Source organism: Curtobacterium sp. GD1, from assembly GCF_020882855.1.
In the GTDB taxonomy this organism is placed as follows: domain Bacteria; phylum Actinomycetota; class Actinomycetes; order Actinomycetales; family Microbacteriaceae; genus Curtobacterium.
Genome location: NZ_JAFEVQ010000005.1, coordinates 12560 through 39078 on the forward strand (window position 1 = coordinate 12560; position 26519 = coordinate 39078).

Genomic DNA, 26519 nt, shown 5'->3' on the forward strand with positions numbered 1-26519 from the left:
CGGGTGACGCCCGGCGTCACCGTGACACGGAGGCGACGATGGCGAAGACCAGCACGAGCACGTCCAGCGCGACCCGGCCCGCCCGGCCCGAGACCGCCGCCCCGGGGGTGGGGTTCGACCCGTCGGCGAAGCTCGGTCCCGACGAACGCGCGGCCGCCATCGAGACCCTGAAGACCAAGGAGCTCGACGTCCTGGTCGTCGGCGGTGGCATCGTCGGTGGCGGCAGCGCACTCGACGCCGTCACCCGTGGCCTCAGCGTCGGCATCGTCGAGGCCCGCGACTGGGGCTCGGGGACCTCGAGCCGCTCGTCGAAGCTCGTCCACGGCGGCATCCGCTACCTCGAGCAGCTGAACTTCGCGCTCGTCCGCGAGGCACTGATCGAACGCGGCCTCCTGCTGCAGCGCATCGCCCCGCACCTCGTGAAGCCAGTCCGCTTCCTCTACCCGCTCAACCACCGCGTGTGGGAGCGCTTCTACATCGGCATCGGCATGGCGATGTACGACGTCTTCAGCTGGTCCGGTGGTCGGCCGCCGGGGGTCCCGCACCACCGGCACCTCAGCCGGACCCAGGTCCTCAAGAACATGCCCGGCCTCAAGAAGGACGCCTTCGTCGGCGGCATGACGTACTACGACGCCCAGGTCGACGACGCGCGCTACGTGGCCTCGCTCGTCCGCACCGCTGCGTCGTACGGGGCACACGCCGCGAGCCGCGTCCGCATCGAGGGCTTCATCAAGGTCGGGGAGCGGGTCGTGGGGGCGCACGCGCACGACATCCAGACGGGCGAGAAGTTCGACATCCGGGCGAAGCAGGTCGTCAACGCGACGGGCGTCTGGACCGACGACACCCAGGCGATGGTCGGGACCCGCGGGCAGTTCAAGGTGCGGGCGTCGAAGGGCGTGCACCTGGTCATCCCGCGCGACCGCTTCCAGTCGAACACGGGCATGATCCTCCGCACCGAGAAGAGCGTGCTCTTCGTGATCCCGTGGGGCCGGCACTGGCTGGTCGGCACGACGGACACCGACTGGTACCTCGACAAGGCGCACCCGGCGGCGACCGCGGCGGACATCGACTACATCCTCGAGCACGTGAACAAGGTCCTCGCGGTCCCGCTCACGCGTGAGGACGTCGAGGGCGTGTACGCCGGACTCCGGCCGCTGCTCGCGGGGGAGTCCGACCAGACATCGAAGCTCAGCCGCGAGCACGTCGTCGCGCACACGGTCCCCGGGCTCGTGGTCGTCGCCGGCGGCAAGTGGACCACCTACCGCGTGATGGGCAAGGACGCCATCGACGAGGCCGTCGCGGCGATGGACGGGAAGATCCCGGGCTCGACCACCGAGGACATCCCACTGCTCGGTGCCGAGGGCTACCCGGCCGCCTGGAACCGACGCGGCCGCACGGCGCGGAGCTTCGGCGTGCACAAGGTCCGCATCGAGCACCTGCTGAACCGCTACGGCACGCTCGCGACCGAGGTGCTCCGGCTCGTGAAGCAGGACCCGTCCCTCGCCGAGCCGCTCCCCGGTGCCGACGACTACATCGGCGCCGAGGTCGTCTACGCGGCCTCGCACGAGGGCGCCCTGCACCTCGAGGACGTCCTCGCCCGCCGCACCCGCATCTCGATCGAGGCGTGGGACCGCGGTGAGTCGGCGGCCCCCGTCGCCGCGAAGCTCATGGCGGACGTGCTCGGCTGGGACCAGGAGACCACCGAGAACGAGGTCTCGAACTACCTCAAGCGCGTCGCCGCGGAACGCGAGTCGCAGCTGCAGCCCGACGACGCCTCGGCAGACCGCGTCCGGCTCGAGGCGCCGGACATCGCGTTCGGCTTCGACGAGGACGACGTGGTGGTCGGCGGCGGCCGGTCGAGCGGCGCCGAGGGTGCCAAGGCGTCCGACGAGCAGGTGGTCGGCGAGAAGACGAGCGAGCCCGAGTAGGACGCGCCCCGTGCCTCCTGGCTCTCGACTGCCTGGAGGCGCGGGTCGGCTCCGTCAGGCAGCGCGCGACCGGTGCGTGGTCCGGCGAGCACTGATCGCCTGGCCGATCACGAGGATGAAGGGGACCGCGGCCAGCGCGATCGCGCTGGTGACGAGGAGGACACCGGCCCAGGCGGTGTGCGCTCCACCGCCGACGCCGTACGCGTCAGCGACGTCCATGCCGAGCCAGAAGCCGCTCCACCAGGTCATCGGACCGCCGAGCGCGAGCACCCCGAGCAGGACCGCGGCGGTGACGTACGGCCGTGCACGGGTGACGACGAGGGAGCTGCCGAGGCCGATCGCCAGGGCGACGCCGACGACGGCGATCCCGACGACGGCGGCGATGTCGGTGCCGACCGCGAAGCCCTGGCGCTCGAGTTCCGCGTGGACCTCGCCGAGCGAGGCGCCCGGCACCGCGGCGAGCGGATCGAGCACGAGTGCCTGGACGGCGAGCAGTGCGGCGTAGAGTGCCACCACCGCGATCCCGGTGCCGGCCACCAGCCGGTTGGTCCTGTCTTGCTCGTCCACAGCGTTCCCCCTGTCGTCCCCGTCCACCGGACTGTAGCGGAACGGAATGGACGGACCATCGCGGTGGTTATCATCGGGGTACTCGAAAAGGGAGCCATCATGGTCGACGTCCATCGCGTCAAACTCCCCGGAGTCGGCGTGCTGCACAGCTTCTACACCGACGACGGTGGCAAGTGCGGTGTCATCACGCACCGGTCGGGTCACTCCGACCTCATCTCCTTCGCCGACGTCTCCGACGGCGCCGACAAGTCGGAGAAGGTGTCGCTGCGCCTCAGTGAGGACGAGGCGCACACGCTCGCCGAACTCCTCGGCGGCACGCGCATCACCGAGGGTCTCGACAAGCTCGACGAGATCCCGGGCCTCAGCATCGACTGGTTCTCGGTCGACTACGACGACGCCATCGCCGGCAAGCCCCTCGGCGACCTGCACGACTCGGGCTTCATCGGCCTGACCGTCGTGGCGGTCGTCCGCGGTGACAGCGCCAACCCGGCCCCGTCGTCCGACTTCGTCGTGTTCCCGGGCGACACCATCGTCGTCGCCGGTGCACCCGAGAAGGTCGCGAAGGCGTTCTCGTTCTACCGCAGCGGAGAGCTTGCGGCCGCTGCGGCCGAGGCCCCGCCGAGGAGCTAGCCCGTGCACCTGGGTGGTGAGCTCCTCACCATCGGCATCCTCTTCATCATCGCCTACGTCCTCGGACGACTCGGCAAGACGATCGGGCTGCCCGCGATCCCGATCTACATGGTCGTGGGGCTCATCGCGAGTCCCCACACCCCGTGGATCGGGCTGAACGTCGAGTCGCACACGATCGAGCTGATCGCGACGTTCGGGCTCATCCTGCTGCTGTTCAACCTCGGGTTGGAGTTCGACCAGGAAGAGTTCTACGGCAACGCCGGCAAGCTCCTGGTGTCCGGTGGCACGTACGTCGCCATCAACATGGGCGTCGGGTTCGCCTTCGGGTTCTCGCTCGGGTGGGGCACCCGCGAAGCCCTCATCATCGCCGGCATGACGGCGACCTCGTCGAGCGCGATCGTGACGAAGCTCCTCATCGAGCTCCGTCGCCTGGCGAACGACGAGACCCCGATGATCCTCGGCGTCACCGTGATCGAGGACGTCTTCATCGCGATCTACCTCGCGATCGTCTCGGTGGTCCTCTCCGGTGACACGAACGTGTGGGGTGTCGTCGGCAAGCTCGCGCTCGCGTTCGGGTTCCTCATCGTGATGTTCACGCTGGCCCGGTTCGCCGGCAAGTGGGTGTCCCGGATCTTCGCGACACGTGACGACGAGCTGTTCACCGTGCTGTTCTTCGGCCTCGCGGTCATGTTCGGCGGCATCGGCGACCTGCTCGGTGTCACGGACGCGATCGGGGCGTTCGTGATCGGCCTGCTCTGCGGAGCCACGCGCTACCGCGACCGCATCGAGCAGCTCGCCCTGCCGATGCGCGACGTGTTCGCGGCGTTCTTCTTCGTGAACTTCGGGCTCGGGCTCGACCTGTCGACCTTCGGCGAGGTGCTCTGGCCGGTGCTCGGTGCGATCGGCATGACCGTCGCGCTGAACGCCATCGCGGGACAGCTCGTCGCGCGCATGAACGGCTTCAATGTCCAGCAGGGGATCAACACCGCCGTCATCCTGGTGAACCGCGGCGAGTTCGCGCTGATCCTCGCGACGCTCTCGGCCGCTGCCGGGCTCGAAGCCCGCATCACCGCCTTCGCGGGCCTGTACGTCCTCGTCATGGCGATCCTCGGGCCGTTGCTCGCGGTCAACTCGGACCGCATCGGTCGGCTCGTGATCCGCCCGGCCCGTCTGGCACGCCTGCGGACGCGTCTCGGTGGCCGTCGAGCGGTCGCAGCGGCTGCCGCGGCCGAGGCGGCAGAGGCCGAGTCGGACGCCGCCGCTGCCGCTCGTCGGGCGGAGCGCGACCGCCAGTTCGCCGAGGAGTTCGCCCTGGTGGAGGCCGCTGGCAGCCAAGAGCGGGAGAATGAGTCTCCGGAGACGGTGTCCGAGCCCCGGACGTCGTCGGTCGAGACCCCCGCCGAGCGCCCCGAGCGCCCGGTCCGCCAGCGCGATCCGGAGTACTGATACAGATGTGGGCCGTAGCCCGACGACCGAGGTGGATCGCGCTGCTGTTGCTGGCGCTCGTGCTCGCGGCGGTGTTCGCCGGGCTGGGCAAGTGGCAGCTCGAGCGGAGCATCGCCAACGGCACCCCCCTCCCCGCGACGACCGAGAACCGGAAGAGCCTCGACGCCGTGACCGGGCCGATGCAGCCCGCGACCGAGAAGATGGCCGGGCAGAAGGTGACGGTCACGGGGACGTTCGTCGCCGGTGACACCACCGTCCTGACCGGCCGGACCGGTGGCGGGACGTACCAGACCGTCGGACACCTGGTGGACGACACGAGCGGCGCGAGCCTCCCGGTGGTGATCGGGTGGTCCGACCAGCGGTCCGCCGCCGTCGCCGGTGGTGACCGTCTGGCGGACGGCACGCGGCTCACGGTCGAGGGGCGCTACTACCCGGCCGAGTCGCCCGACCAGGACACCTACGACAAGGGCGAGTACTCGGCGGTCGCGCCGGCCCGGTTCGTGAACACGTGGAAGGCGTTCGACGACCGGATGTACCTCGGGTACGTCGTCGCCGACGGCACCACGGCGAAGGCGGCCGACCTCGGCACCATCGCCGACCGGGCGCCCTCGCGCGAGGTCCAGTTCGACTGGCTCAACCTGTTCTACGCGATCGAGTGGGTCGTGTTCGCCGGGTTCGCCGTCTTCCTCTGGTACCGGTTCGTGAAGGACGCCTGGGAGCGCGAGGAAGAAGAGCGGCGTGAGGCCGCACTCAGCGTCGACGGTGCCCTCGTCGACCGACGGTAGGATGGCCGATATGGCTCTGACCGTCCGTACCCGCGACATCCCGAAGATCCCGGGCGCGGTGAAGTGGTACCGCGTCTCGGCGTACATCACCGGCGTGCTGCTGCTCGCCCTGGTGGTCGAGATGGTCATCAAGTACACGCCGCTGCACCTCGAGATGCAGCTCGGCGGCGGTGCGTTCTTCGTGCCGGAGGGCACGGCGGGCAAGGAGCCCGGCACCTTCAACCTGTCGATCGGCATCCTCATCGCCCACGGCTGGCTGTACGTGCTCTACCTCTTCACCGACTTCCGTCTGTGGAGCATCATGCGCTGGAAGCCGATCCGCTTCCTGCTCATCGCCCTCGGGGGCATCATCCCGTTCATGTCGTTCGTGGTCGAGCACCGCATGCAGAAGATCGCCATGGACACCTACCACGAGCTGACCGCTGCCCAGCAGCGTGAGAAGGAGGCCGCTCGGTGAGCGAGACCGAACAGCGTCCCGTCCTCGTCGTCGACTTCGGTGCCCAGTACGCGCAGCTCATCGCGCGTCGGGTCCGCGAAGCGAACGTCTACAGCGAGATCGTCCCGCACTCGATCACGGCGGACGAGGTCCGTGCGAAGGACCCCGCGGCCATCGTGCTGTCCGGCGGCCCGTCGTCCGTGTACGAGACCGGTGCGCCCGCGCTCGACGGCGACATCCTCGACCTCGGCGTCCCCGTGCTCGGCATCTGCTACGGCTTCCAGGCCATGGCGACCGCGCTCGGTGGCGAGGTGGCGAACACCGGGCTGCGCGAGTACGGCGCGACCGACGTCACGCTCTCGCCCGGCACGAGCACGCTCCTCGGCGACCAGCCGGAGTCGCAGGTGACCTGGATGTCCCACGGCGACTCCGTGGCGAAGGCACCCGAGGGCTTCGAGGTCCTCGCGTCCAGCGCCTCGACCCCCGTCGCCGCGTTCGCCTCCGACGAGCGCAAGCTCTACGGCGTGCAGTGGCACCCCGAGGTCAAGCACTCGGTGTACGGCCAGGCCGTGCTCGAGAACTTCCTGCACCGTGCCGCCGGGCTCCCCGGTGACTGGAACTCCGCGAACGTGATCGAGGAGCAGGTCGAACGCATCCGCGCTCAGGTCGGTTCCGCCCGGGTCATCGCCGGACTCTCCGGCGGCGTCGACTCCGCCGTCGCCGCGGCCCTGGTGCACAAGGCCGTCGGCGACCAGCTCACGTGCGTCTTCGTCGACCACGGGCTCCTCCGCGCCGACGAGCGCAAGCAGGTGGAAGAGGACTACGTCGCCTCCACCGGTGTGCGGCTCATCACGATCGACGCCGAGCAGCAGTTCCTCGACGCCCTCGCCGGCGTGAGCGACCCGGAGCAGAAGCGCAAGATCATCGGGCGCGAGTTCATCCGCACGTTCGAGGCCGCGGCCGAGGCCCTCGTGCTCGAGGCCCGCGCCGAGTCGGCCGAGGGATCGGACGCCGGCGAGGTCAAGTTCCTCGTGCAGGGCACGCTGTACCCGGACGTCGTCGAGTCCGGCGGTGGCTCGGGTACGGCGAACATCAAGTCGCACCACAACGTCGGCGGTCTCCCCGACGACATGACGTTCGAGCTCGTCGAGCCGCTCCGCACCCTGTTCAAGGACGAGGTCCGCGCGGTCGGTCGCGAGCTCGGTCTGCCCGAGGTCATCGTCGGTCGCCAGCCGTTCCCCGGCCCGGGCCTCGGCATCCGCATCGTCGGCGAGGTCACGAAGGACCGTCTCGAGCTGCTCCGCGCGGCCGACAAGATCGCCCGCGAAGAGCTCACCGCGGCCGGCCTCGACGAGGAGATCTGGCAGTGCCCGGTGGTCCTGCTCGCCGATGTCCGTTCCGTGGGCGTCCAGGGTGACGGTCGCACGTACGGCCACCCCATCGTGCTCCGTCCGGTCTCGTCGGAAGACGCCATGACCGCCGACTGGACGCGCCTGCCGTACGACACCCTCGCGAAGATCTCGAACCGCATCACGAACGAGGTGCCCGACGTGAACCGGGTCGTGCTCGACGTCACGTCGAAGCCGCCGGGGACGATCGAGTGGGAGTAGTCCTCCCGCGCTGACGGCCCGGCACGCGTCCTGCGTGCCGGGCCGTCCTGCGTCCGGGGGCCGGTCGGCGAGGTCGTGCGTGCGGCGAAGTCGCACGATCTGCCGCTCGCGGCGAGGTCGTGCGGCAGGTTGTGAGACCTCGGCGATGCACGTGCGGCATGTCGTGCGATCTCGGCGTGGGAGGGTCGTCGGCCGCCCCCGACCCGGGAACGACGAAGGGCCCCGGCGTGTTCGCCGGGGCCCTTCGGGTCGTGCCGAGTACTAGTTGCGCTGGCTGCTCGCCACGATGGCGAGGATGCGCAGGATCTCGAGGTACAGCCACACGATCGTGACGATGAGCCCGAACGCCGCCGTCCACGCGTAGATCCGGGGAGCGCCACGACGGACGCCGGTCTGGATCTGGTCGAAGTCGAGGATCAGCGAGTACGCCGCCATGACCACGACGAGGATGCCGATGATCACGCCGAGCGGGATGCCGAAGATCTCGAACCCGAGGGCACCGAACGCGGTCTGCGTCACGCCGGTCCACATGAGGACCAGGTTGATGAGCGAGAACACCAGGTACCCGACCATCGCGACGAGGAAGAAGCGCGTGGCTTTCGGCGTCGCGCGGACCTTGCCGGAGGCGAACAGCGCGAGCGTCACGGCGAAGACACCGAGCGTGCCGAACACGGCCTGCACGACGATGCCGCCGAACGCGTTCTGGTAGTAGTGCGAGATGCCACCGACGAACAGTCCCTGGGCGAAGGAGTACGCCAGGACGAGCCCGGGCGACGGCTTCTTCTTGAACATGTTGACGAGCGCCAGCACGAACCCGGCGACGGCGCCGATGATCCAGACGATCATCGGTGCGTTCCAGCCGGCCACGGCACCCACGACGAGCACGCCGAACGCGAGCAGCGTCTTGACGATGGTGTCCTCGTACGACATGCGGTCCGTGTCGACCGTGCTGGCCGCCGGGCGGTCGTACATGTACTGCAGCTGCTCGGGGGTCATTCCGCCCTGTGCCTGCTGCGGGGTCTGTCCCCAGCCGGCCTGCTGCTGACCAGCGCCGCGCCCACCCCAGGTGTTGGGCCCCTGGTTGTTGAAGGCGGGGGACTGGTCGAAACCGGGCTTGAAGGCCATGGTGTCCTCTTCCTTGGAGATTCGAGTCCTCTCAGCCTAGGTGGGCTCGGTCGCGGAAGGCTGAGGATTCGCGGCGAGCGGAAGCGGCCCCGTGGGGACCCGACGAGCGCAGCCTACGGTCGTGCGCTGCGTGCGCGCCCCGAACCGGCCCGGAGCCCGCCGACCGCTCACGGTGCGGGTCGGGGCGGACCGGCACCGCGCCTCCTGGATCAGCAGTGCGCGCGCAGCGAGACCTCGGTACCGGTCGTCTCCGACCACAGCCGCGCGCCCTGCGTGTACGCGACCCGGACCGGTCCCACCGTGCCGCCGTCGCGCGCATCGCGGCGGACGTGCACGACGAGGTCGGCGGCATCGCCCGCGGCGACCGACGCGCCGAGCGCCGGTTCCGGCTCGCCCCAGTGTGCGGGGACCGGCCACTCGTCCGTCCCGTACCGGACCGGATCCGTCGCACCGTGCGGGTACCGGACCACGAACGCGTCGACGATGCGCACGCCGTCCCCCGGTGCGGACACCGCGCTGACGACGATCGGGTCGCCCGTCGGGTGGTCGAGCATCGCGATGCCGACGGTGGCGTCCGTGCGACCCTCCATGCAGACCTCGCCCCCGCCCTCGGCGAGGTGCAGGGGCGCCGATCCGGAGGCCGGCACGACCCACGCCGCGACGCCGACCAGCACCGTCGCCGCGGCGACGCTGCTCCGCTTCCACCCCCGGGCGAGCCCCATGCCGTGAACCTACCGGCCCCGGGACGCCGCGCGCCGGATGTGGCCGTAGTGTCGGGGCCATGACCCTGGTGATCGCCCACCGCGGTGCGTCCGGCTACCGTCCCGAGCACTCGCGGAGCGCCTACGAGCTCGCGATCGAACTCGGTGCCGACGCGATCGAGCCGGACCTCGTGCCCACGAAGGACGGCGTGCTGGTGCTGCGGCACGAGAACGAGGTCTCCGGCACGACCGACGTCGCAGACCACCCCGAGTTCCGGCACCTGCGCACGACGAAGACGGTCGACGGGCAGAAGACGACGGGCTGGTTCACCGAGGACTTCACGTGGGCCGAGCTGCGGACGCTGCGGACCCGCGAGCGCCTCCCCGCCCTGCGACCGGGGTCGGCGGAGCACGACGGCGAGGAGCCGGTCCTCCGCCTCGAGGACCTGCTCGCGATCCTCGACGCGGCGCCACGGCCGGTCGGACTCGTCGCGGAGGTCAAGCACGCCGACTTCTTCGACCGCGCCGGCTTCCCGATGGGGCAACTCCTCGACGGGGTCCTCGCCGAGACCGGGTGGCGCGGGGACGAGCGCCTCACCGTCGAGAGCTTCGAGAAGGGCGTGCTGCGGGACCTCCGGGAGCGCGGGACCGGCGGGCGGCTCGTCTACCTCCAGGAGGCGCGGGGCAGCGCGGCGGACGAGGTCGCGTCCCACGGGTCGTTGGCTCCCACCTACGCGGCCGAGCGGTCCGACGACGCGCTCACGGCGTTCGCGACGGAGTTCCACGGCATCAGCGTCGACCTGGGGACGCTGATGGCCGGGGTGGACAGCGTCGCGCTCGAGGATCCGGCACCCGTGCGGAGCGCCGTCGTCGACCGCGCGCACGAGGCCGGGCTCGCCGTGTACACGTGGACGCTGCGGCCGGAGAACCGCTTCCTGCCGGCGCCGTTGCGTCGCGGCGGCGAGGTCGCGGCGTTCGGCGACTGGGAGCGGTGGTTCACCTCGGTCGTCCGCACCGGCGTCGACGGGGTGTTCGCCGACCACACCGACCTGGCCGTGCTCGCCCGCTCGGCTGTCGGAGGCCCGGCCTAGACTGTCCCGGACATGACGATCGTGCTCGACCCCTTCGACTCGACGCCCGGCCGTGCTGACGGTTCCGGCGCCGGTGACCGCGCCTACGACGACCCCTTCACCGCGGGTCTGAACCCCCAGCAGAAGGAAGCCGTCGAGTACCGCGGCGAGTCCCTGCTCATCGTGGCGGGTGCGGGCTCCGGCAAGACGAGCGTGCTGACCCGCCGCATCGCCCTGCTGCTCGCCAACCGAGAAGCCTGGCCGTCGCAGATCCTGGCGATCACCTTCACGAACAAGGCCGCGGCCGAGATGCGCGAGCGCGTGCGGGCGCTGGTCGGGCAGGCGTCCGAGGGGATGTGGATCTCCACCTTCCACTCGGCGTGCGTGCGGATCCTCCGGCGCGAAGCCGAGCGCTTCGGGTTCGCGCAGTCGTTCACGATCTACGACTCCGCCGACTCGAAGGCCCTGCTCAAGCGGATCATCAAGGAGCTCGAGGCGGACTCGCTCGGGCTGACCGTGGGCGCTGCGGCCTCGAAGATCTCGAAGCTCAAGAACGAGCTGCAGGACATCGACTCCTACGCCCGGAACATCAACGCGAACGACCCGCAAGAGGTCATGTTCACCGAGGTCTTCCGGCGGTACACGAACGAGCTGCGCCGGGCGAACGCGTTCGACTTCGACGACCTCATCGGCCAGACGGTGTTCCTCTTCCGCGCCTTCCCCGAGGTCGCCGCGCTCTACCAGCGCCGGTTCCGGTTCATCCTCGTCGACGAGTACCAGGACACCAACCACGCCCAGTACGCCCTCATCCGCGAGCTCACGCGGCCGGTCCCGGTCGAGCAGGTGGACAAGCTCGAGGACGCCGGGCAGCACGTGGCCCGCATGCGCGAGGCCGACGGGTCGATCGCCCCGGCGTCGCTGACCGTCGTCGGCGACTCCGACCAGTCCATCTACGCCTTCCGCGGGGCGGACATCCGCAACATCGTCGAGTTCGAGCGGGACTTCCCGAACTCGAAGGTCGTCCTGCTCGAGCAGAACTACCGGTCGACGCAGAACATCCTCGACGCCGCGAACGCCGTCATCGCGAACAACTTCGACCGGCAGGCGAAGAACCTGTTCACGGACGTCGGCGCCGGCGACAAGATCGTCGGGTTCACGGGCTACACCGGGCACGACGAGGCCCAGTTCGTCGCCGACGAGATCCAGCGCCTGCACGAGGACGGCATGTCGTACCGCGACATGGCCGTCTTCTACCGGACGAACTCGCAGACCCGTGCGCTCGAGGAGATCTTCATCCGTGCGGCGATCCCGTACCGGGTCCTCGGCGGCACGAAGTTCTACGAGCGCGCCGAGATCAAGGACGCCATGGCGTACCTGATCACCGTCGCCAACCCGGCCGACCCGATGGCGCTCCGACGGGTCCTGAACGTCCCGAAGCGCGGCATCGGCGCGGTCACCGAGACCACCCTGCAGCGCTACGCCGACGAGCACGAGACGACGATGCGGGACGCCCTCCGGCACGCCGACGAACTCGGGTTCGGGCCGAAGGTGCGCAACGCGATCACGGCGTTCGCCGCCCTGCTCGACGATGTCTCGTCCCGCGCCGGTACCCAGCCGGTCGTGGACACCCTCACGCAGCTGCTCGACGGCTCGGGGCTGCTCGAGAACCTCCGGAAGTCGCCCGACGCGCAGGACGCCGCCCGTGCGGACAACATCGACGAGCTCGTCGCGGTGACGCGGGAGTTCCAGAAGAACAACCCCGAGGGCACGCTGTCCGACTTCCTGACCGAGGTCTCCCTCGTCGCCGCGGCGGACGAGCTCGACGACTCGTCGGGAACGGTGTCGCTCATGACACTGCACACGGCGAAGGGGCTCGAGTACGACGCGGTGTTCCTCACCGGCGTCGAGGAAGACCTGCTGCCGCACCGGATGTCGGCGAACGAGCCGGGTGGTCCGTCCGAGGAACGCCGGCTCTTCTACGTGGGGATCACCCGCGCCAAGAAGTCCCTCTTCCTGTCGCTCGCGATGACCCGTGCGCAGTTCGGTGACGTCAACGTGGCGATGCCGTCCCGCTTCCTGCAGGAGATCCCCGAGGGGCTCATCGAGTGGAAGCAGTCTCCCGGCATGGCGAACAGCCGCGGCGGGACCGAACCCCGGGCCCTCAACGCCCGACGGGGCGGCGGGATCGGTGGCTCGGGCGGCGGCGCCGGCGGCGGGTACCGCGGCGGTGGCGGCTGGGGCGGTGGCTCGTACGACCGGGCGGCCGCAGCGCAGAAGACCCGTCCGAAGACCGAGTGGGCGAACCGCGTGTCCGGGCAGGTCCGCGACAACGGCGACATGGAGCTCGTGGCCGGCGACCGCATCAAGCACGTCGACTTCGGCGAGGGGACGGTCTCGGCCGTGACCGGCATCGGCGCCAAGCGCATCGCCGAGATCGCGTTCGACTCCGCGGGCCGCAAGAAGCTCCTCATCAAGATCGCGCCCATCGAGAAGCTCTGAGGCGCTGAGCCCCTGACGCCGACGCGCCCGGCCATGTCGGGAGCGTGCTGCTGCGCGTGACAATCGCGGCGAGGTGAGGTTAGCCTTACCTAACGTGACAGCCCTCATCGAATTGTTGACCTCTGCCAACGCCGAGCGCTACCGGACCACCGTCACCACGACGGTCGACCGGCTCGCGGACCGCATCTCCGACGTCGACCGACCGACGACCGACACCGCCGCGGACGAACTCCGGGCCCGCGTCGCCGCCGTCGACCTCGACGCGGAACCCCTCGGGACGGACCGGGCGCTCGCCGAGCTCGACGACCTGTTCGTCCGCGAGGCCGTCTGGTTCCACGACCCGGCCTACCTCGCCCACCTCAACTGCCCCGTCGCGCTGCCCGCGGTCGCGGCGGAGTCGGTGCTCGCCGCCGTGAACACCTCGGTGGACACCTGGGACCAGTCGCGGATCGGGACCGACATCGAGCGGCACGTGGTGGCGTGGCTCGCGGGGCGCATCGGGTTCGCGGGCGGTGACGGGGTGTTCACCTCGGGCGGGTCCCAGTCGAACCTGCAGGCGCTGCTGCTGGCGCGAGAGGCAGCAACAGCAGCGGCAGCCGCGACGGCAGCGACAGCCGCGACGGCCCCGATGCTCACCGTCTTCGCCACCGCCGAGTCCCACTTCAGCGTCCGCAAGTCCGCCCGGCTCCTCGGCCTCCCCGACGACGCGGTCGTCGACGTCCCCACCGACCGAGCCGGCCGGCTGCGTCCCGCGGCCCTCGCCGAGGCGATCGCCGCCGCCCGCACGGCCGGCCGCACCCCGATGGCCGTCGTCGCCACGGCGGGCACCACCGACCGCGGCGTGATCGACCCGCTCGAGCCGATCGCCGACGTGTGCGACCTCGAGGACGTCTGGCTCCACGTCGACGCCGCGTACGGCTGCGGCCTGCTCGTGTCCCCGACCCGTCGGCACCTGCTCGACGGGATCGAGCGTGCGCGGAGCGTGACCGCCGACCTGCACAAGTCGTTCTTCCAGCCGGTGTCGTCGAGCGCGCTGGTCGTCCGCGACCCCGCCGACCTCCGCCGAACGGCCTGGTACGCGGACTACCTCAACCCCGAGGACGCCGCCGAGCCGAACCAGGTCGACAAGTCCCTGCAGACCACCAGGCGGTTCGACGCGTTGAAGCTCTGGGCGACCCTCCGAGCGTCCGGCGCCGAGGCCGTCGGGCGGGCGTTCGACGCGGTGATCGACCTCGCGGCGGCCACGCACGCGATCGTCGACGAGCACCCGGACCTCGTGCTCGTCGCGCCGACGCAGCTCAGCACCGTGCTGTTCCGGTGGCAGCCCGCCGGCGTGACCGACGCGGACGCCGACGCGTTGGTGGCCCCGATCCGTGCGGCCCTCCTCGCCGAGGGGCGGGTGCTCATCGCGAAGACCGTGATCGACGGGCGCCCCTGCAACAAGCTGACGCTGCTCAACCCGGAGACGACCCCGGCGCAGATGCGCGCCTCGCTCGACCACGTCGCCGCGACGGCAGCGCGCGTCCGCGCGGCCACCTCCGCCCCGGAAGGAGCAACGCGATGACCACCGCCGACGACCTCCGGACCGCCGACCGTCCGGCCGACGAGACCGCCGACCGCCCCGTCCACGACCTGATCGGCATCGGCATCGGGCCGTTCAACCTCGGCCTCGCCTGCCTCACCGACCCGCTCGACGACCTCGACGCGGTGTTCCTCGACGCCGCCGACGGCTTCGCCTGGCACCACGGCATGATGCTCGACGACGCCACGATCCAGGTGCCGTTCATGGCGGACCTCGTGACGATGGCGGACCCGACCTCGCCGTTCTCGTTCCTGGCGTGGCTCAAGGAGACCGGTCGGCTCTACCCGTTCTACATCCGCGAGGACTTCCACCCCCTCCGCAGCGAGTACGACGCGTACTGCCGGTGGGCCGCCGACCGGCTCGACACCCTCCGCTGGGGTCGTCGGGTCACGGCCGTCGAGCACGACGTGACGACCGACGTGTTCACGGTGCACGCCGAGACCGATCAGGGTCCCGAGACGTACCGCGCACGCCACGTCGTCGTCGGCATCGGCACGGAGCCGTCCGTCCCCGCACCCCTGCGGGGCATCGACGGGCCGGCGATCCACTCCGCCGAGTTCCTGCCGAACCGTGACGCCCTGCGCCGTGCCGGGTCGATCGCGGTGATCGGCAGCGGCCAGTCCGCCGCCGAGGTCTACCGCGAGCTGCTCGAGGACGTCCGGCGGGACGGCTACCGCCTCGACTGGATCACCCGCTCGCCGCGGTTCTTCCCGATGGAGGACACCAAGCTCACGCTCGAGATGACGAGCCCGGAGTACACGGACCACTTCCACGCCCTGCCCGAGGACGTCCGCGACCACCTCGGTCGCGAGCAGCGCGGGCTGTACAAGGGCATCAGCGCGGACCTCGTCGACGCGCTCTACGACCAGCTGTACCGGCTCAGCGCGCCGGGACCGGTCCCGACGACGCTCCGCACCGAGACCAGCGTGGTCGACGCCGTCTGGCTGGCGGACCGGGGGACGTACCGGCTGACCCTCCGGCACGAGCAGCTCGGCGAGACCTACGAGCACGAGGTCGAGCGGCTGGTCCTGGCGACCGGGTACCGACCGCGGTCCGCGGCGTTCCTCGCACCGGTCGAGCACCTCGTCGCCCGCGACTCCCGGGGGCGCCTGGCGGTCGCACGCGACCACCACGTCGACCGACTCGGCGGCCGCATCTGGGTGCAGAACGCCGAGGAGCACACGCACGGCCTCACCGCACCCGACCTCGGCATGGGGGCGTGGCGGAACGCGTCGATCATCCGCTCGGTCACGGGTCGGCCCGTGTACGGCCTGGAGGCGCGGATCGCCTTCCAGGAGTTCGGCCTGCCCGCCTCGGCCCGCTCCACGGCACGTGGCAGCACCGCGGACGGCGCGCCGCCCCGGCACGCGACCGAGCGCGCGGAGGTCTCCGCATGACCGTCGACGCGACCACCCTGCCGGACGTGACCCAGGTCGGCGGGGCCGAGCCGCGCCTCCAGGCCGTCGAACCCGTGGACCCGGATCGTGACGCCGCCCTCGTGCAGTCGTGGCTCGCGCACCCCGCGTCGTCGTGGTGGGGCATGGGACACCTCGACGTCGATGCGGTGCGGACGTACCTCGCGGACGTGCAGGCGGATCCCGCGCAGGCCGCGTGGCTCGGCCGTCGTGACGGCGTCCCGGTGTTCCTCGCGGAGACGTACGACCCGGCCCGGGTCCTGCTCACCGACGTGTTCGCCGCCGAACCCGGCGACGTCGGCATGCACCTGCTCGTCGCGCCGCCGCCCGCCGACGGACGGGTGCACGGACTGACGAGCGCCGTCATGCGCACCGTCGTCGAGCACTGCCGCGACGTCCTCGGAGCACGCCGCGTCGTCGTCGAGCCCGACGTCCGGAACACCGCCGTGCAGGCGAAGAACGCCGAGGTCGGGTTCCGCGTGCTGCGCGTGGTCGAGGTCGACGGCAAGCGCGCCCTGTTGTCCGTGCTCGACACCGACCGGATCGGGCTGCCCGAGGGCGACGGGCCCGCGGCGCACCTCCGGCCGGAGCACCTCGAACCGGCCCAGCGGCACCTCGTGGCGAAGGCGATCGCCGAGTTCACGCACGAGCGCCTCGTGCAACCGCAGCCGGACGGCGACGCCTGGCGGCTCGACGCGGGGGAGTCGACCTACCGGTTCCGCGCGCGCCGGCACGTGCTCGAGCACTGGTCGATCGACGAGACGTCGCTGACCCGCACCCGTGCCGGTGCGGCGGCCCCGCTCAGCGCGCAGGACCTCGTCCTCGAGCTGCGCGACGTGCTCGGGGTCCCCGACGCGCTGCTCGGCACGTACCTCGAGGAGATCGCCTCCACCCTGGCCAGCGCCGCCGCGAAGCACCGTCGTGGTGGGCCGTCCGCAGCGCAGCTCGCACGGGGACGCACGGAGGGGGCCGACCGCGTCGTCGCGTCGTTCCAGGACGTCGAGTCGGCGATGACCGAGGGGCACCCGGCGTTCGTGGCGGCGAACGGGCGGATCGGGTTCGGGCTGGACGAGTACCGCGCCTACGCTCCCGAGGCCGGCGGTCGGTTCCGCTACCGCTGGCTCGCCGCACGCCGGGCCTGCACGCACCTCGCGCTCGCCGCGGACCGCACCGAGCGCGACCACTGGGCGGCCGAGCTCGACCCGGAGACCACCGCCGGGTTCCGGGCCGTGCTGGTGTCCCGAGGACTCGACCCCGACGACTACGTCTGGATCCCCGTGCACCCGTGGCAGTGGCAGCACCGGATCGCCGTCACGTTCGCGCCGGACCTCGGGCGGCAGGACCTGGTCGACCTCGGCGAGGGGCCGGACGAGTACCAGCCGCAGCAGTCGATCCGGACGGCGTTCGACCGCTCCCACCCGGAGCGCTCGTACGTCAAGACGGCGCTCGCCGTGCAGAACATGGGGTTCCTGCGGGGGATGTCGCCCGCGTACATGCGGAACACCCCGGCGGTGAACGACTGGGTCGCGGCGCTCGTGTCCGCGGACGAGACGCTGACCGGCGCCGGGTTCTCGGTCCTTCGGGAGCACGCGGCGATCGGGTACACCGGCGACGCATACCACCGGGTCGACGTGTCCTCACCGCAGCGGAAGATGCTCGCGGCGCTGTGGCGGGAGAGCCCGCTGCCGCGGGTGACGGACGGCGAGCGACTGCTGACGATGGCCGCCTTGCTGCACCGGGACGCCTCGGGTGACGCCGTCGTGTCGGCGCTGATCGAGGCATCGGGGCTGCCGGCCGACGAGTGGGTGCGGCGCTGGCTCGACGCGTACCTGCTGCCCGTGGTGCACTGCCTGACCGTGCACGACCTGGTGTTCATGCCGCACGGCGAGAACCTCGTGCTCGTCGTCCGTGACGGGGTCGTGGTGCGCGCGGTGATGAAGGACATCGGCGAGGAGGTCGCGGTGCTCGGGCGGCACGCCGACCGCCCGGTGCCCGCCGACATCGAGCGCATCGTGCACCCGGTGGACGACGACGAAGCGGCGCTGGCCGTGTTCACCGACGTGTTCGACGGGGTGCTGCGCTTCGTCGCGGCGATCCTCGACGACGACGGGGTCCTGCCGGAGTCACGGTTCTGGCAGGTGGTGGGGGAGTGCGTCGACGCGCACGCCGCGGCCCACCCGCAGCGCCGGCGGCCGCTGGACCTGCGGGTGCCGGCGTTCGAGCACTCGTGCCTCAACCGGCTGCAGCTGCGGAACACGCTGTCGATGGTGGACCTGGCGGACCAGTCGTCGTCGCTCATCCGGGCGGGGGCGATGCCGAACCCGATCGCGCGGTAGCGCGGGCGCGCGCGGCGCGGCGCGGGGCGGCGGCGGCTGGGTCGGTTCGCGTTCGCACAACCAAAGTGCGCTCGAGCCACGGGATTGCGTGGTTCGAGCGCGCTTTGGTTGTGCGGCAGGCCAGGCGGCCGGCCCGCCGCCCGCGGCGCGCTACGGCTGCAGCCGCGCCGCCGACCACGCGCCGTCGGCGAGCACGTACTGCAACCGCCGGTGCATCCGGTCGCGGCTGCCGTGCCAGAACTCGACGCGGTCCGGCTCGAGTCGCCACGCCACCCAGCCCTCCGGGCGGGGCACGTCGTCCTCGGACTCGTCGAGCAGCGCGTTCGCGTCGTCGATGAGGTCCTGCAGCGTCCGGGGCTCGAGCACCGAGGACTGGTCGGCGATCGCGGTGGCGGCGCGGGACTTCGGAGACCGGTCGGCGAACAGCGCGTCGGACTCGGCGTCGGAGAGCTGCACGGCCCGGCCCTCGAACCGCAGCTGCTGCATGGTCTCCCGCCAGTACACCTGGAGCGCGGCGAACGGGTTGTCGTCGAGCTGCCGGCCCGTCGGGCTGAGCGTCGAGGTCCCGAACACGAGCCCGCGGTCGTCGAGCCGCTTCACGTCCACGGTCCGCGCCGAGACCCGGCCGTCGGACCCCGCGGTGGCGAGCGTCATCGACATCGGCTCGGACACGTCGCCGTCCCGCGCCTCGTCGATCCAGGTGCGGGCGACGTCGAACGGTGATGCTGGCGGGTCGGTGTACTCCGGGAACGCGAACGAGGTGTCACCGGACAGCGGGGCGGAGGGCATGCCCCCACCCAACCGCGATCAGTCCACCCACGTCCAGGTTGCCGGGGGACGACCGCCACGGACCGCGGCCGTGGCCGACGCGTCGGCCCGGACGAGCGCCGGGTTGGTCCGCAGCGCCCGGTTCGTGTTGCCCGGGTCCGGCTGCACGCCCGTCAGTGCGGTCTGCAGCGCGGAGGCGTCGGAGGTGGTGAACACCTCGCCGAGCAACGCGCGCGTGAGCGGCAGGTCGCGCCAGATCCGGGTACGGACGTGGTCGAGGGCGGCTCGGATGATCGCGTCGTGGTCGAACGGGAGGCGCGGGTCGTCTCCCCCGGGCACGCGCCAGACCGCGGGTCCCGCGGCCGAGGGCGGGGCCACCACAGCGGCCGCCGCGGCCGGCGTCGGGGTCGTCACCGCCGGTGCCACGACGGCCAGGAAGGCGACGCTGATCGCGGCGCTCCGCGGGTCGCGGTCGGGTCCGTCGAACGCGCCGATCTGCGCGAGGTGCCGGACCGTCGCCGCGTCGATCCCGGTCTTGGTCCGCAGTGCGCGTCGTGCACCGTCGGCGAGGAGTTCCGCACCCTCCAGGAGCACGCCGGGGAGCGCCTCCTGGCCCCCGTACGGCGCGTACTGCCGACGCGCGGTGGCGACCCGCAACCCGTCGCTCGTCGTGAACGACATCGGGACGACGTCGATCGCGATGAGCGGCTGGTCGCGGGCCGCCGAGGTGGCGTCGGTCACGCCGTCGCCCGACGGGCCGCGCGGTCGGCGCGCTCGGTGCGTTCGCGGCGGAGGGTCTCCCGCACGTCCGCGAACGACTGCAGGACCCGGAACCGGCCGTCGACCCACACGGGCTGGAGCAGGCTCGTCGCCTCGTCCTCTGCGGTGGCCTGGTCGGTCTGGCGGATCTCGCCGGTTTCGTCGCGGTGCAGGGCGATCCGGCCCTTCGCGCTCTTCTTGCCGCTGCCCGTCTTCGGGTCCTTCTGGATGTCGACGGGCTCGCCGTCCACCAGCGCCCAGGTGGCCTTGACCGCGCTGCCGAGGTTGTCGCGGGTCATGTACTGGTACGTGTACGAGCCGATGCCGAGCACGATGTTGTCGCTCGCGTAGCCCTTGGCGGCGAGTCGCTCGTAGATGCGGCGGGCACGGTCGAGGGTGATGCTGTCGCCGTAGATCACGCCGATGTGCTGGTCGAGGACCTTGAAGCCCTGGTCGTTCACGGTGTGCCCGAAGATCTCGTCGAGGAGCTCGACGACACCCTTCTCCTCGTGGCTGCGGGCCGGGTCGGTCAGCGCCGCGGTGTCGACCCCGTGCACGGTGCCGGTGACGATGTCCACCGGGTCGCCCGAGTCCGGGCGGATGACGAGCTTGCCGTCGCGACCCGTGATCCGGTCCTTCAACTGCGGGAGCGTCTCGGTGATCACCTTGAAGAGGTCGAACCCGTCGCTCACGGCCGACACGATGCCCGTCGGGTACACGTCGAGGATCTGCTCGAAGGTCGCCAGCTCGCCCTCGGCGCCGCGCACGCACATCACGCTGTGCTCGGTGGCCGGGACGCTCGCGGCCACCCAGCCGTTGTCACCCGGGTAGTAGCGGTCGATGAAGTCGAGCGACGGCATCGAGTCGGTGCCGAGGAACGAGAGGAGGTGCCCGGCGCCACCGGCCGCGGCCGACTCGATGCTCGACTGCCCCCGGAAGGAGAAGTCGTGCGCGGCGAAGTCGATGCTGGCCGGGTCGGCGCCGGTGCGGGCGGCCCAGTCCTCCATGAGGTCGCGGTACTCGAGTGCCTTCGTCGCGACGGTCGACGGGTGCCAGATCGAGGCCGACAGGGCCGTCTCGATGTAGTTCGGCAGCCAGAAGAACTCGTCGACGGTGTTCTCGACGGTGAGGGTCGCGACGCCGATCGGGGCGAGGGTTCCCTCGGGGAGCGCGCGGATCTCGAGCGGGAGGTACCCGAGGCGGTGGAGTGCCCGGACGTGGTCGGTGCCGATGTGGTTCGGGCCGAAGTACCCCTGCAGTGCCTGCTCGAACAGGCCGGCGACCTCGTCCTCGTCCGCGGCGAAGAACGGCGCCCACGCCTCGACGAGGGAGCGCTGGATGAACGCCTGCAGGCCGAACACCACGGCGTGCGTCGACTCGGGCATGTGCGCGTTCGAACGGTTCGTCCAGTTGATGAGGATCCGGGTGGTGCCGGCCGGGTAGACCTGCCGGTGCGAGTGCTTGTAGCCGTCGACGGCGAGGAGCGGGGCGATCGGGCTCGGGCCGGTGAGGCGGGGCGCGATGCCGGTGGTGCCGGTCGTGGTGGTGTCGGTCTGCGTCATCGGATCTGCTCCGTCAGGTAGGGGGTGAGTTCGATCGTGCGCAGGCCCTCGATGGCGTTCTGCGCGGGGTAGGAGTCCGTCGTGACGATCTCCCCGAAGTGCTCGGCGAGCTGCGGGGCCCGGCCGGAGAAGACGCCGTGCGACACCCAGAGGCCGAGGCGGTCCTTCGTCAGCCCCGTCGCGGTCGCGAGGCCCATGAACGTGCCGCCGCCGTCGCAGATGTCGTCGACGACGAGCAGGCGACCGGTGTCCGGCAGCGGCTCGCACGTGAAGCCGTCGAGCTTGCCGGTGTCCGGGTTGCGGTGCTTCTCGGCGCGGAACACCGGCAGCCCGCAGGCGTCGGCGACGGCGGAGGCCCGCGCGACCGCGCCCTTGTCGGGGGCGATGATCCCGCTGTAGTCCGAGCCGGCGACGACCTGGTCGCGGACGACGGTCTCGCTCGTGACCACGGTCAGGCGCTCCACCAGGTCGACGATCACCGGCGAGTGCGGGTCGAACGCGATGACCTGGTCGATCCCGAAGCCGTTGACGACGTCCGCGTAGACCTTCGCGCCGAAGGGGAGGCCGCGGTCCTGCCGGGCGCCGGGCAGGTACGGGACGAGGGCGACGGACCGGGATCCGCGCTGCCGGACGGCGTCCGCCCACATGCCGAGCATGAGGAGGTCGTCGCCGTTCGTGCCGCGCAGGGTCGCGATCTCGATGAGGTCCCCCGCGTCGGCGTCGTGTGCGACCTTGACGTGTGCTTCACCCGCGGGGAACCGCATGGTGGAGAACGTCGGTGTCGCCTGGGTGCCCCGGGTGGTCCGGGTGCTGAGTTCGACTGCCATGACCCGACCGTACCACGGTATTTGTCAGTGTGACAAGAACCGGGGTGCGATCAGGGGACCGGAACCTGCACCGACACCAGTTCGCCGTCGCCGAGGTGCACCAGCGCGGAGCCGACCTGCACACGTTCGACGATGCTGCTGCGCGGCAGGCGCATGCCGAGCAGGTCGCCCTCGGTGATCGCCTGCGGGCTGAGGAGGGCGCCCGACCGACGTCGTTTCATGTCCACCTGCCAGCCCGTGAACCCGACGCCGAACTCGGCCGTCAACCCCGCCGCGACGATGGCCTGCCCGTTGTCCGCCGCGCTCTTCACGAAGCCCTGCAGCCAGCTCTTCGCGGGTGCGTCCTTGACGAGCTCGGCATCGTCGATGACGAGGACCCGGCGGCCGGGTTGCCCGTCGAACAGCGGCGCGAGGTCGGCCTCGGTGACGTCGACGCCCTCGTGCGCGCCGAGGACGCCGGGTTCGGACGCGAGGGCGCGCAGGGGCGACTGCCGCGGGGTGACGAGCACGATCTCGCCCCCCTCGCGCAGCACCGACCGTGCGATCGACAGCAGGACGGAGCTCCGACCGGACTTCGCGGGACCGCCCACGACGAACGAGCCCGCGGCCGCGAGGTCCGGCCCGATGGCGGTGAGGTCGTCCCCGCCGATGCCGACGAGGCCGAACAGGGCGGCGTCGTCGTCGCGCATCTCCCACGCCCGGTCGAACGGCACCGGCCCGGACAGCTGGTCGACGCGGAACGGCCGACGGGCACGCTCGACCGCGCGGTCGCGCTCGGTCGCGAAGGTCGCGAGCGCGGTGATCGCCGCGGCCTGCGACTGGCCGGTGCCGGCGGCGGCGAGCAGGGCGATCTGCGTCTCGGTGGCCGACTCCGACGCGAACGCCCGTCCGTCAGGGACCTGCTCGGGCAGCTTGCGGGGGTTGAGCGACGCGAGGCCGTAGTCACCGCGATCGGAGAGCCGGAGGACGAGCTTGTCCTCGACCAGGGTCGCCATCCGGCTCGACAGGAGCTGACGGTCCCCGGTGACCACCAGGTGGATGCCGACGCTCGCCCCTTCGCGCAGGAGGGTCATCACCTGGTCCGTCGGTGCGCCGTGGTCGAGTTCGCCGAGCGAGCCGACGAACCCTTCCCACCGGTCGAGCATGAACACGATGTGGGGGAGCCGGTCGGCCGGCACGACCGCCGCCGCCCGCTGCTCGACGATGCTCGCGAACCCGCCGTCGGCGAGGACCTGCTGCCGGCGGGCGAGCTCCTGGGGGAGCTTCGTGAGGAGACGCTGCGCGCGTTCGGTCTGCACGCGCTGCACGACGGCGCCGGCGTGCGGGAGGGCCTGGATCGGCAGCAGCGCTCCGTTGCCGCAGTCGAGCGCGTACACGTGGACGTCGGCTGCCGAGGTGTTCCGGGCGACCGCGGCGGCGATCGTGCGGAGCACCTGCGACCGACCGCTCCGTGGAGCACCCACCACGTAGAGGTGCCCGTCCGAGTCGAGGTCGAGGCTCCGGACGCGCTGCGCCTGCTCGGCCGGGAAGTCCTGCAGCGCGAAGGGCAGCGGGCCGACCCGGGCATCGGTCGTGCTGCTGTCGTCGAGCTCCCACGCCCGGTCGTTCAGGTCGGTGAAGAGCAGCGTCTCCGGCAGGGCGTCGAGCCACGGACGGTAGGGGGCCGGTCCACCGAGCTCGGTCGCCGCCTCGGCCACCGCACCGACGAGCTCCTGCAGGTCGGTGCGTTCCTCTGCCTGCAGCTCCTTCGACTTCGGTGGTGCCGGCGGGGTGGTGCCGAGCGACGACCACGAGACGGCTTCGGCCCAGACCTGCTTGCGTCCGGTCGACAGCCCCGGACGCCGGCCGCCCACCCGACCGGCCTGGAACGGCAGCAGCGCGCCGGCACCGAGCCGGATGTACCCGCGGCCGGGCGTGCTCTTCTGGATCTGCGCCGCGTCACCGGCGTCGATGACATCGGTGCTCTCGCTCGAGTCCGTGACGCGGAGCGCGATCCGGAGGTTCGTGTTGGCGCGGATGTCGTTCGACACGACACCCGTCGGACGCTGCGTGGCGAGGATGAGGTGGATGCCGAGTGACCGTCCCCGCTGTGCGATGTTGACCAGGCCGGTGACGAAGTCCGGGAGTTCGCGCACGAGACTCGCGAACTCGTCGATGACGATGAGCAGGCGCGGCATCGGCGGCAGAGGCTCACCGCGGACGAGGCGGTCGACGTATTCCTCGATGTCCTTCGCGGCGGCGTCGGCCAGCAGGTGCTCGCGGCGACGGAGCTCGGCGCCGAGCGACTCGAGGGCGCGTTCCACCAGGTGCGTGTCGAGGTCCGTCACCATGCCGACCGTGTGCGGCAGCGGCGCGAAGTCGCGGAACGCCGCACCGCCCTTGTAGTCGATGAGGACGAAGTTCATGCCCTCCGGGGTGTTCGTCGCCGCCAGGGACGCGACGATCGTCTGCAGGAGCTCGGACTTCCCCGACCCCGTCGTGCCGGCGACCAGGCCGTGCGGGCCGTCCTTGCGGAGGTCGAACGCGAACGGGCCGTCCAGGCTCTCGCCCACGACCACCTCGGTGGTGCGCGCACGCACGTTCCACTTGCCCGTGATCGCCCGCGCCGTCGGCGGTTCCAGCAGCATCACGTCGAGCAGTCGCGACGACGACGGCAGCCCACCGGCATCGCTCTCGTCGTCGGCGTCGACCATCGGCGCCACCGCCCGGGCGACGGTCTCGAACCAGCCGTCCGGGATGCGGTCCGGTCGGACGTCGGTGACCGTCGCCTGACGCTGGGCGGCGACACGGATGCGCTCCGGACCCACCGTGACGACGACCGAGCACTCCTCGGGCAGCAGGCGTGCCTCTTCCTCGATGCAGATCGCCCGGACACCGACCGCTGGGCCCTCCTTGAGGATGCGGATCAGGCCCGGCAGTGCGCGCAGCCGTCGAGCGCCGTCGAGCACCACGACCACGTCGGGACCGGGGATCCCCCGCACGTTCGACTCGCGCATCGCCCGCTGCCGTGCGTCGATGAGCTGCCCGATCTCGGCGACCCGCGCGCCCAGCGTCTCGGCGTCGTTGCCGATCGCGATGACGGCGTCCTGCCCGAAGCCCGGTCGCGCCTGCGGCACCCATCGCAGCCAGGCCCACTCGTCGGCGGACTGCGCGTCGGTGAGCACCACGAACTGGGTGTCCCGCGGGCTCTGCAGCACCGCGAGCTGCGCCACGAGCCACGACGTGAGGTGCCTGGTGTGCTCGTCGCGCCCGGCGACACCGACCACGCCGTGCTCGCCGAGGTCGACGACGACCGGCACGTCCTCGGCCAGCTTGTCGACCGCCCGCCGGTGCTCCAGCGCTGCCGGGTCCTCGAGCACGACGCCGGACGGCACGTCCGCCGTGCCGACGCGCAGCGTGAGGTAGTCGGGGTCGGTCCGCCGACGCTCCCACAGCCGGGCGCGACGGCGCAGGGCGATGTCGAGCACCGTCGCCGGATCGGGCGCGCTGGTGCGTGACTCGCGCTGGTACCGGACCACTGCCTCCAGGGCGTCCGCCTCGACCGCCTTCTTCGTCTCCTCGTACTCGGCCACCCGCTGCCGGTGCGTCTTCTTGCCGTTGCGGCGGTCCCACCAGGCGTTGCCGAACATGATGATCGGCGACATGAGGCCGAAGGCCAGGTACGCGACGTTGTGGAAGATCGAGATCATCACGGCCGCCATGCCGAGCGGCGCGAGCGCCGCGATGATCGGGATGGAGCGGCGCGACTGCTGCCCCGGCGCCGCCGGCAGCTTGAAGACCGTCGGGGTCTCCTCCGGCAGCAGACGCGGCGGCCGGGTGTAGTCGAGCGTCCCGCCACCTGGTGTCAGCGTGATCGCCGCCCGGTCGGCGTCGGGGACCGCGACCGACAGCAGCGTGTCGCCGATCGTGACGACGCTGCCGGGCTCGACGGGCGTCTCCTCGTCGAGCTCCGTACCGTCGAGGAGGACGCGCGAGCCGCGTGTCGGGATGATCGAGAACCGCCGGTTGAGGTCGAGGCGCAGGATCGCCGCGTACTCCGGGGCGGTGCGGTCCGGCAGGTGCACCGTGGCGTCCGGAGCGGAACCGACGTGTGCGATGCCCGCGTCGAGCACCACGACCGTGCCGGCTCCGGGCCCGCCCACGATGCGGACGCTCGGCAGGTCGGCCGGCAGCGGGAGGACCGGCGCGGGGGCGCCGAAGGTCAGGCGGGACCCCTCGCGCAGGACACCGTCACCGAGCCGGGCGTGCGGGGTCGTCGGGACGGCGTCGACCGCGACCTCGACGATGGACTCGGCGCTCAGGCCGAAGCGACGGGCGACGATCTCGACGACCTCGCCGAGGACGGTGTCCTCGTCGCACTCGACCACGAAGTCCGCGGTGGCGTCGGTCGGCAGGTGGGTAGCGGTGAACGTCAGGCGCACGCGGCACCTGCCACGTCGTGGGTCCTGGTCGTCGCGGAGCACCCCGTCGAGG

19 protein-coding genes are annotated in these 26519 nt (G+C 71.5%); 11 read left to right on the plus strand and 8 right to left on the minus strand.

Annotated features, from left to right (window positions below; translation table 11 throughout):
* The first annotated feature begins 38 nt into the window (after nt 1-38).
* Nucleotides 39-1928 carry a glycerol-3-phosphate dehydrogenase/oxidase gene (locus JSX79_RS03910; protein ID WP_229085219.1) on the plus strand — a complete coding sequence of 630 codons (1890 nt, stop codon included), beginning with the start codon at nt 39-41 and terminating at the stop codon, nt 1926-1928.
* A gap of 54 nt (nt 1929-1982) precedes the next feature.
* Here JSX79_RS03910 and JSX79_RS03915 read toward each other — a convergent pair whose 3' ends face one another.
* Nucleotides 1983-2495 (minus strand): hypothetical protein, encoded by a 513-nt coding sequence (locus JSX79_RS03915; RefSeq protein WP_229085220.1) that lies wholly within the window; start codon nt 2493-2495, stop codon nt 1983-1985.
* 99 nt (nt 2496-2594) lie between these two features.
* On the opposite strand from JSX79_RS03915, the gene JSX79_RS03920 reads away from it, so the two are divergent.
* Genes JSX79_RS03920 through guaA form a run of 5 tightly spaced genes read left to right on the plus strand, consistent with a single transcriptional unit; the run spans nt 2595 to nt 7402 of the window.
* The gene (locus JSX79_RS03920; RefSeq protein WP_022906983.1) at nt 2595-3125 is read left to right on the plus strand and encodes a cation:proton antiporter regulatory subunit; all 531 of its coding nucleotides are present in this window, start codon (nt 2595-2597) and stop codon (nt 3123-3125) included.
* Between the two features lie 3 nt (nt 3126-3128).
* Nucleotides 3129-4571 (plus strand): cation:proton antiporter, encoded by a 1443-nt coding sequence (locus tag JSX79_RS03925; RefSeq protein WP_092385239.1) that lies wholly within the window; start codon nt 3129-3131, stop codon nt 4569-4571.
* A gap of 47 nt (nt 4572-4618) precedes the next feature.
* Nucleotides 4619-5356 carry an SURF1 family cytochrome oxidase biogenesis protein gene (locus JSX79_RS03930; protein ID WP_229085221.1) on the plus strand — a complete coding sequence of 246 codons (738 nt, stop codon included), beginning with the start codon at nt 4619-4621 and terminating at the stop codon, nt 5354-5356.
* A 10-nt stretch (nt 5357-5366) separates the two neighbouring features.
* Entirely contained in the window at nt 5367-5813 is a 447-nt protein-coding gene (locus JSX79_RS03935; RefSeq protein WP_070417720.1) for a DUF3817 domain-containing protein, read from the plus strand.
* A complete protein-coding gene (guaA, locus tag JSX79_RS03940; protein ID WP_092385237.1) occupies nt 5810-7402 on the plus strand; it encodes a glutamine-hydrolyzing GMP synthase in 1593 nt (530 codons plus the stop codon). The genes JSX79_RS03935 and guaA overlap by 4 nt, the downstream gene beginning before the upstream one ends.
* 261 nt (nt 7403-7663) lie before the next feature.
* Here guaA and JSX79_RS03945 read toward each other — a convergent pair whose 3' ends face one another.
* Both JSX79_RS03945 and JSX79_RS03950 read right to left on the minus strand, forming a co-directional pair.
* On the minus strand, nt 7664-8527 hold the full coding sequence (locus tag JSX79_RS03945; protein WP_070417722.1) for a Bax inhibitor-1/YccA family protein: 864 nt from the start codon (nt 8525-8527) through the stop codon (nt 7664-7666).
* Nucleotides 8528-8736: 209 nt separating this feature from the next.
* Nucleotides 8737-9249, minus strand: coding sequence for a hypothetical protein (locus tag JSX79_RS03950; RefSeq protein ID WP_229085222.1), 513 nt, complete (start codon nt 9247-9249; stop codon nt 8737-8739).
* A 59-nt stretch (nt 9250-9308) separates the two neighbouring features.
* Between JSX79_RS03950 and JSX79_RS03955 the strand changes: the two genes are divergently transcribed.
* The 5 genes from JSX79_RS03955 to JSX79_RS03975 all read left to right on the plus strand — a co-directional run bounded on the left by JSX79_RS03955 (nt 9309) and on the right by JSX79_RS03975 (nt 18130).
* Nucleotides 9309-10319, plus strand: coding sequence for a glycerophosphodiester phosphodiesterase family protein (locus tag JSX79_RS03955; RefSeq protein WP_071294783.1), 1011 nt, complete (start codon nt 9309-9311; stop codon nt 10317-10319).
* Between the two features lie 12 nt (nt 10320-10331).
* Nucleotides 10332-12797: an ATP-dependent helicase gene (locus JSX79_RS03960; protein ID WP_070417725.1), complete on the plus strand. Its 2466-nt coding sequence runs from the start codon at nt 10332-10334 to the stop codon at nt 12795-12797.
* A gap of 112 nt (nt 12798-12909) precedes the next feature.
* On the plus strand, nt 12910-14361 hold the full coding sequence (locus tag JSX79_RS03965) for a pyridoxal-dependent decarboxylase (RefSeq protein ID WP_229085285.1): 1452 nt from the start codon (nt 12910-12912) through the stop codon (nt 14359-14361).
* Entirely contained in the window at nt 14358-15776 is a 1419-nt protein-coding gene (locus JSX79_RS03970) for a lysine N(6)-hydroxylase/L-ornithine N(5)-oxygenase family protein (RefSeq protein WP_229085223.1), read from the plus strand. Before JSX79_RS03965 ends, JSX79_RS03970 begins: the two co-directional genes overlap by 4 nt.
* On the plus strand, nt 15773-18130 hold the full coding sequence (locus JSX79_RS03975; protein WP_229085224.1) for a GNAT family N-acetyltransferase: 2358 nt from the start codon (nt 15773-15775) through the stop codon (nt 18128-18130). Before JSX79_RS03970 ends, JSX79_RS03975 begins: the two co-directional genes overlap by 4 nt.
* A gap of 150 nt (nt 18131-18280) precedes the next feature.
* On the opposite strand, the gene JSX79_RS03980 is transcribed toward JSX79_RS03975, so the two are convergent.
* Genes JSX79_RS03980 through JSX79_RS04000 form a run of 5 tightly spaced genes read right to left on the minus strand, consistent with a single transcriptional unit; the run spans nt 18281 to nt 26467 of the window.
* Complete coding sequence (locus tag JSX79_RS03980) at nt 18281-18919, minus strand: pyridoxal 5'-phosphate synthase (protein ID WP_071294778.1); 639 nt, start codon at nt 18917-18919, stop codon at nt 18281-18283.
* Between the two features lie 18 nt (nt 18920-18937).
* On the minus strand, nt 18938-19639 hold the full coding sequence (locus JSX79_RS03985) for an NUDIX domain-containing protein (protein WP_229085225.1): 702 nt from the start codon (nt 19637-19639) through the stop codon (nt 18938-18940).
* A complete protein-coding gene (locus tag JSX79_RS03990; RefSeq protein ID WP_083403192.1) occupies nt 19636-21219 on the minus strand; it encodes a nicotinate phosphoribosyltransferase in 1584 nt (527 codons plus the stop codon). The genes JSX79_RS03985 and JSX79_RS03990 overlap by 4 nt, the downstream gene beginning before the upstream one ends.
* A complete protein-coding gene (locus tag JSX79_RS03995; protein WP_071294777.1) occupies nt 21216-22046 on the minus strand; it encodes a phosphoribosyltransferase family protein in 831 nt (276 codons plus the stop codon). Before JSX79_RS03995 ends, JSX79_RS03990 begins: the two co-directional genes overlap by 4 nt.
* A gap of 50 nt (nt 22047-22096) precedes the next feature.
* Nucleotides 22097-26467, minus strand: coding sequence for an FtsK/SpoIIIE domain-containing protein (locus JSX79_RS04000; RefSeq protein ID WP_229085226.1), 4371 nt, complete (start codon nt 26465-26467; stop codon nt 22097-22099).
* Nucleotides 26468-26519 lie beyond the last annotated feature (52 nt).

Excerpts from the sequence above, each read along its gene's own strand:
- JSX79_RS03910 (WP_229085219.1), top strand. The coding sequence starts at position 39 with ATGGCGAAGACCAGCACGAGCACGTCCAGCGCGACCCGGCCCGCCCGG.
- JSX79_RS03920 (WP_022906983.1), top strand. The coding sequence starts at position 2,595 with ATGGTCGACGTCCATCGCGTCAAACTCCCCGGAGTCGGCGTGCTGCAC.
- JSX79_RS03935 (WP_070417720.1), top strand. The coding sequence starts at position 5,367 with ATGGCTCTGACCGTCCGTACCCGCGACATCCCGAAGATCCCGGGCGCG.
- JSX79_RS03945 (WP_070417722.1), bottom strand. The coding sequence starts at position 8,527 with ATGGCCTTCAAGCCCGGTTTCGACCAGTCCCCCGCCTTCAACAACCAG.
- JSX79_RS03950 (WP_229085222.1), bottom strand. The coding sequence starts at position 9,249 with ATGGGGCTCGCCCGGGGGTGGAAGCGGAGCAGCGTCGCCGCGGCGACG.
- JSX79_RS03955 (WP_071294783.1), top strand. The coding sequence starts at position 9,309 with ATGACCCTGGTGATCGCCCACCGCGGTGCGTCCGGCTACCGTCCCGAG.
- JSX79_RS03960 (WP_070417725.1), top strand. The coding sequence starts at position 10,332 with ATGACGATCGTGCTCGACCCCTTCGACTCGACGCCCGGCCGTGCTGAC.
- JSX79_RS03970 (WP_229085223.1), top strand. The coding sequence starts at position 14,358 with ATGACCACCGCCGACGACCTCCGGACCGCCGACCGTCCGGCCGACGAG.
- JSX79_RS03975 (WP_229085224.1), top strand. The coding sequence starts at position 15,773 with ATGACCGTCGACGCGACCACCCTGCCGGACGTGACCCAGGTCGGCGGG.
- JSX79_RS03980 (WP_071294778.1), bottom strand. The coding sequence starts at position 18,919 with ATGCCCTCCGCCCCGCTGTCCGGTGACACCTCGTTCGCGTTCCCGGAG.
- JSX79_RS03990 (WP_083403192.1), bottom strand. The coding sequence starts at position 21,219 with ATGACGCAGACCGACACCACCACGACCGGCACCACCGGCATCGCGCCC.
- JSX79_RS03995 (WP_071294777.1), bottom strand. The coding sequence starts at position 22,046 with ATGGCAGTCGAACTCAGCACCCGGACCACCCGGGGCACCCAGGCGACA.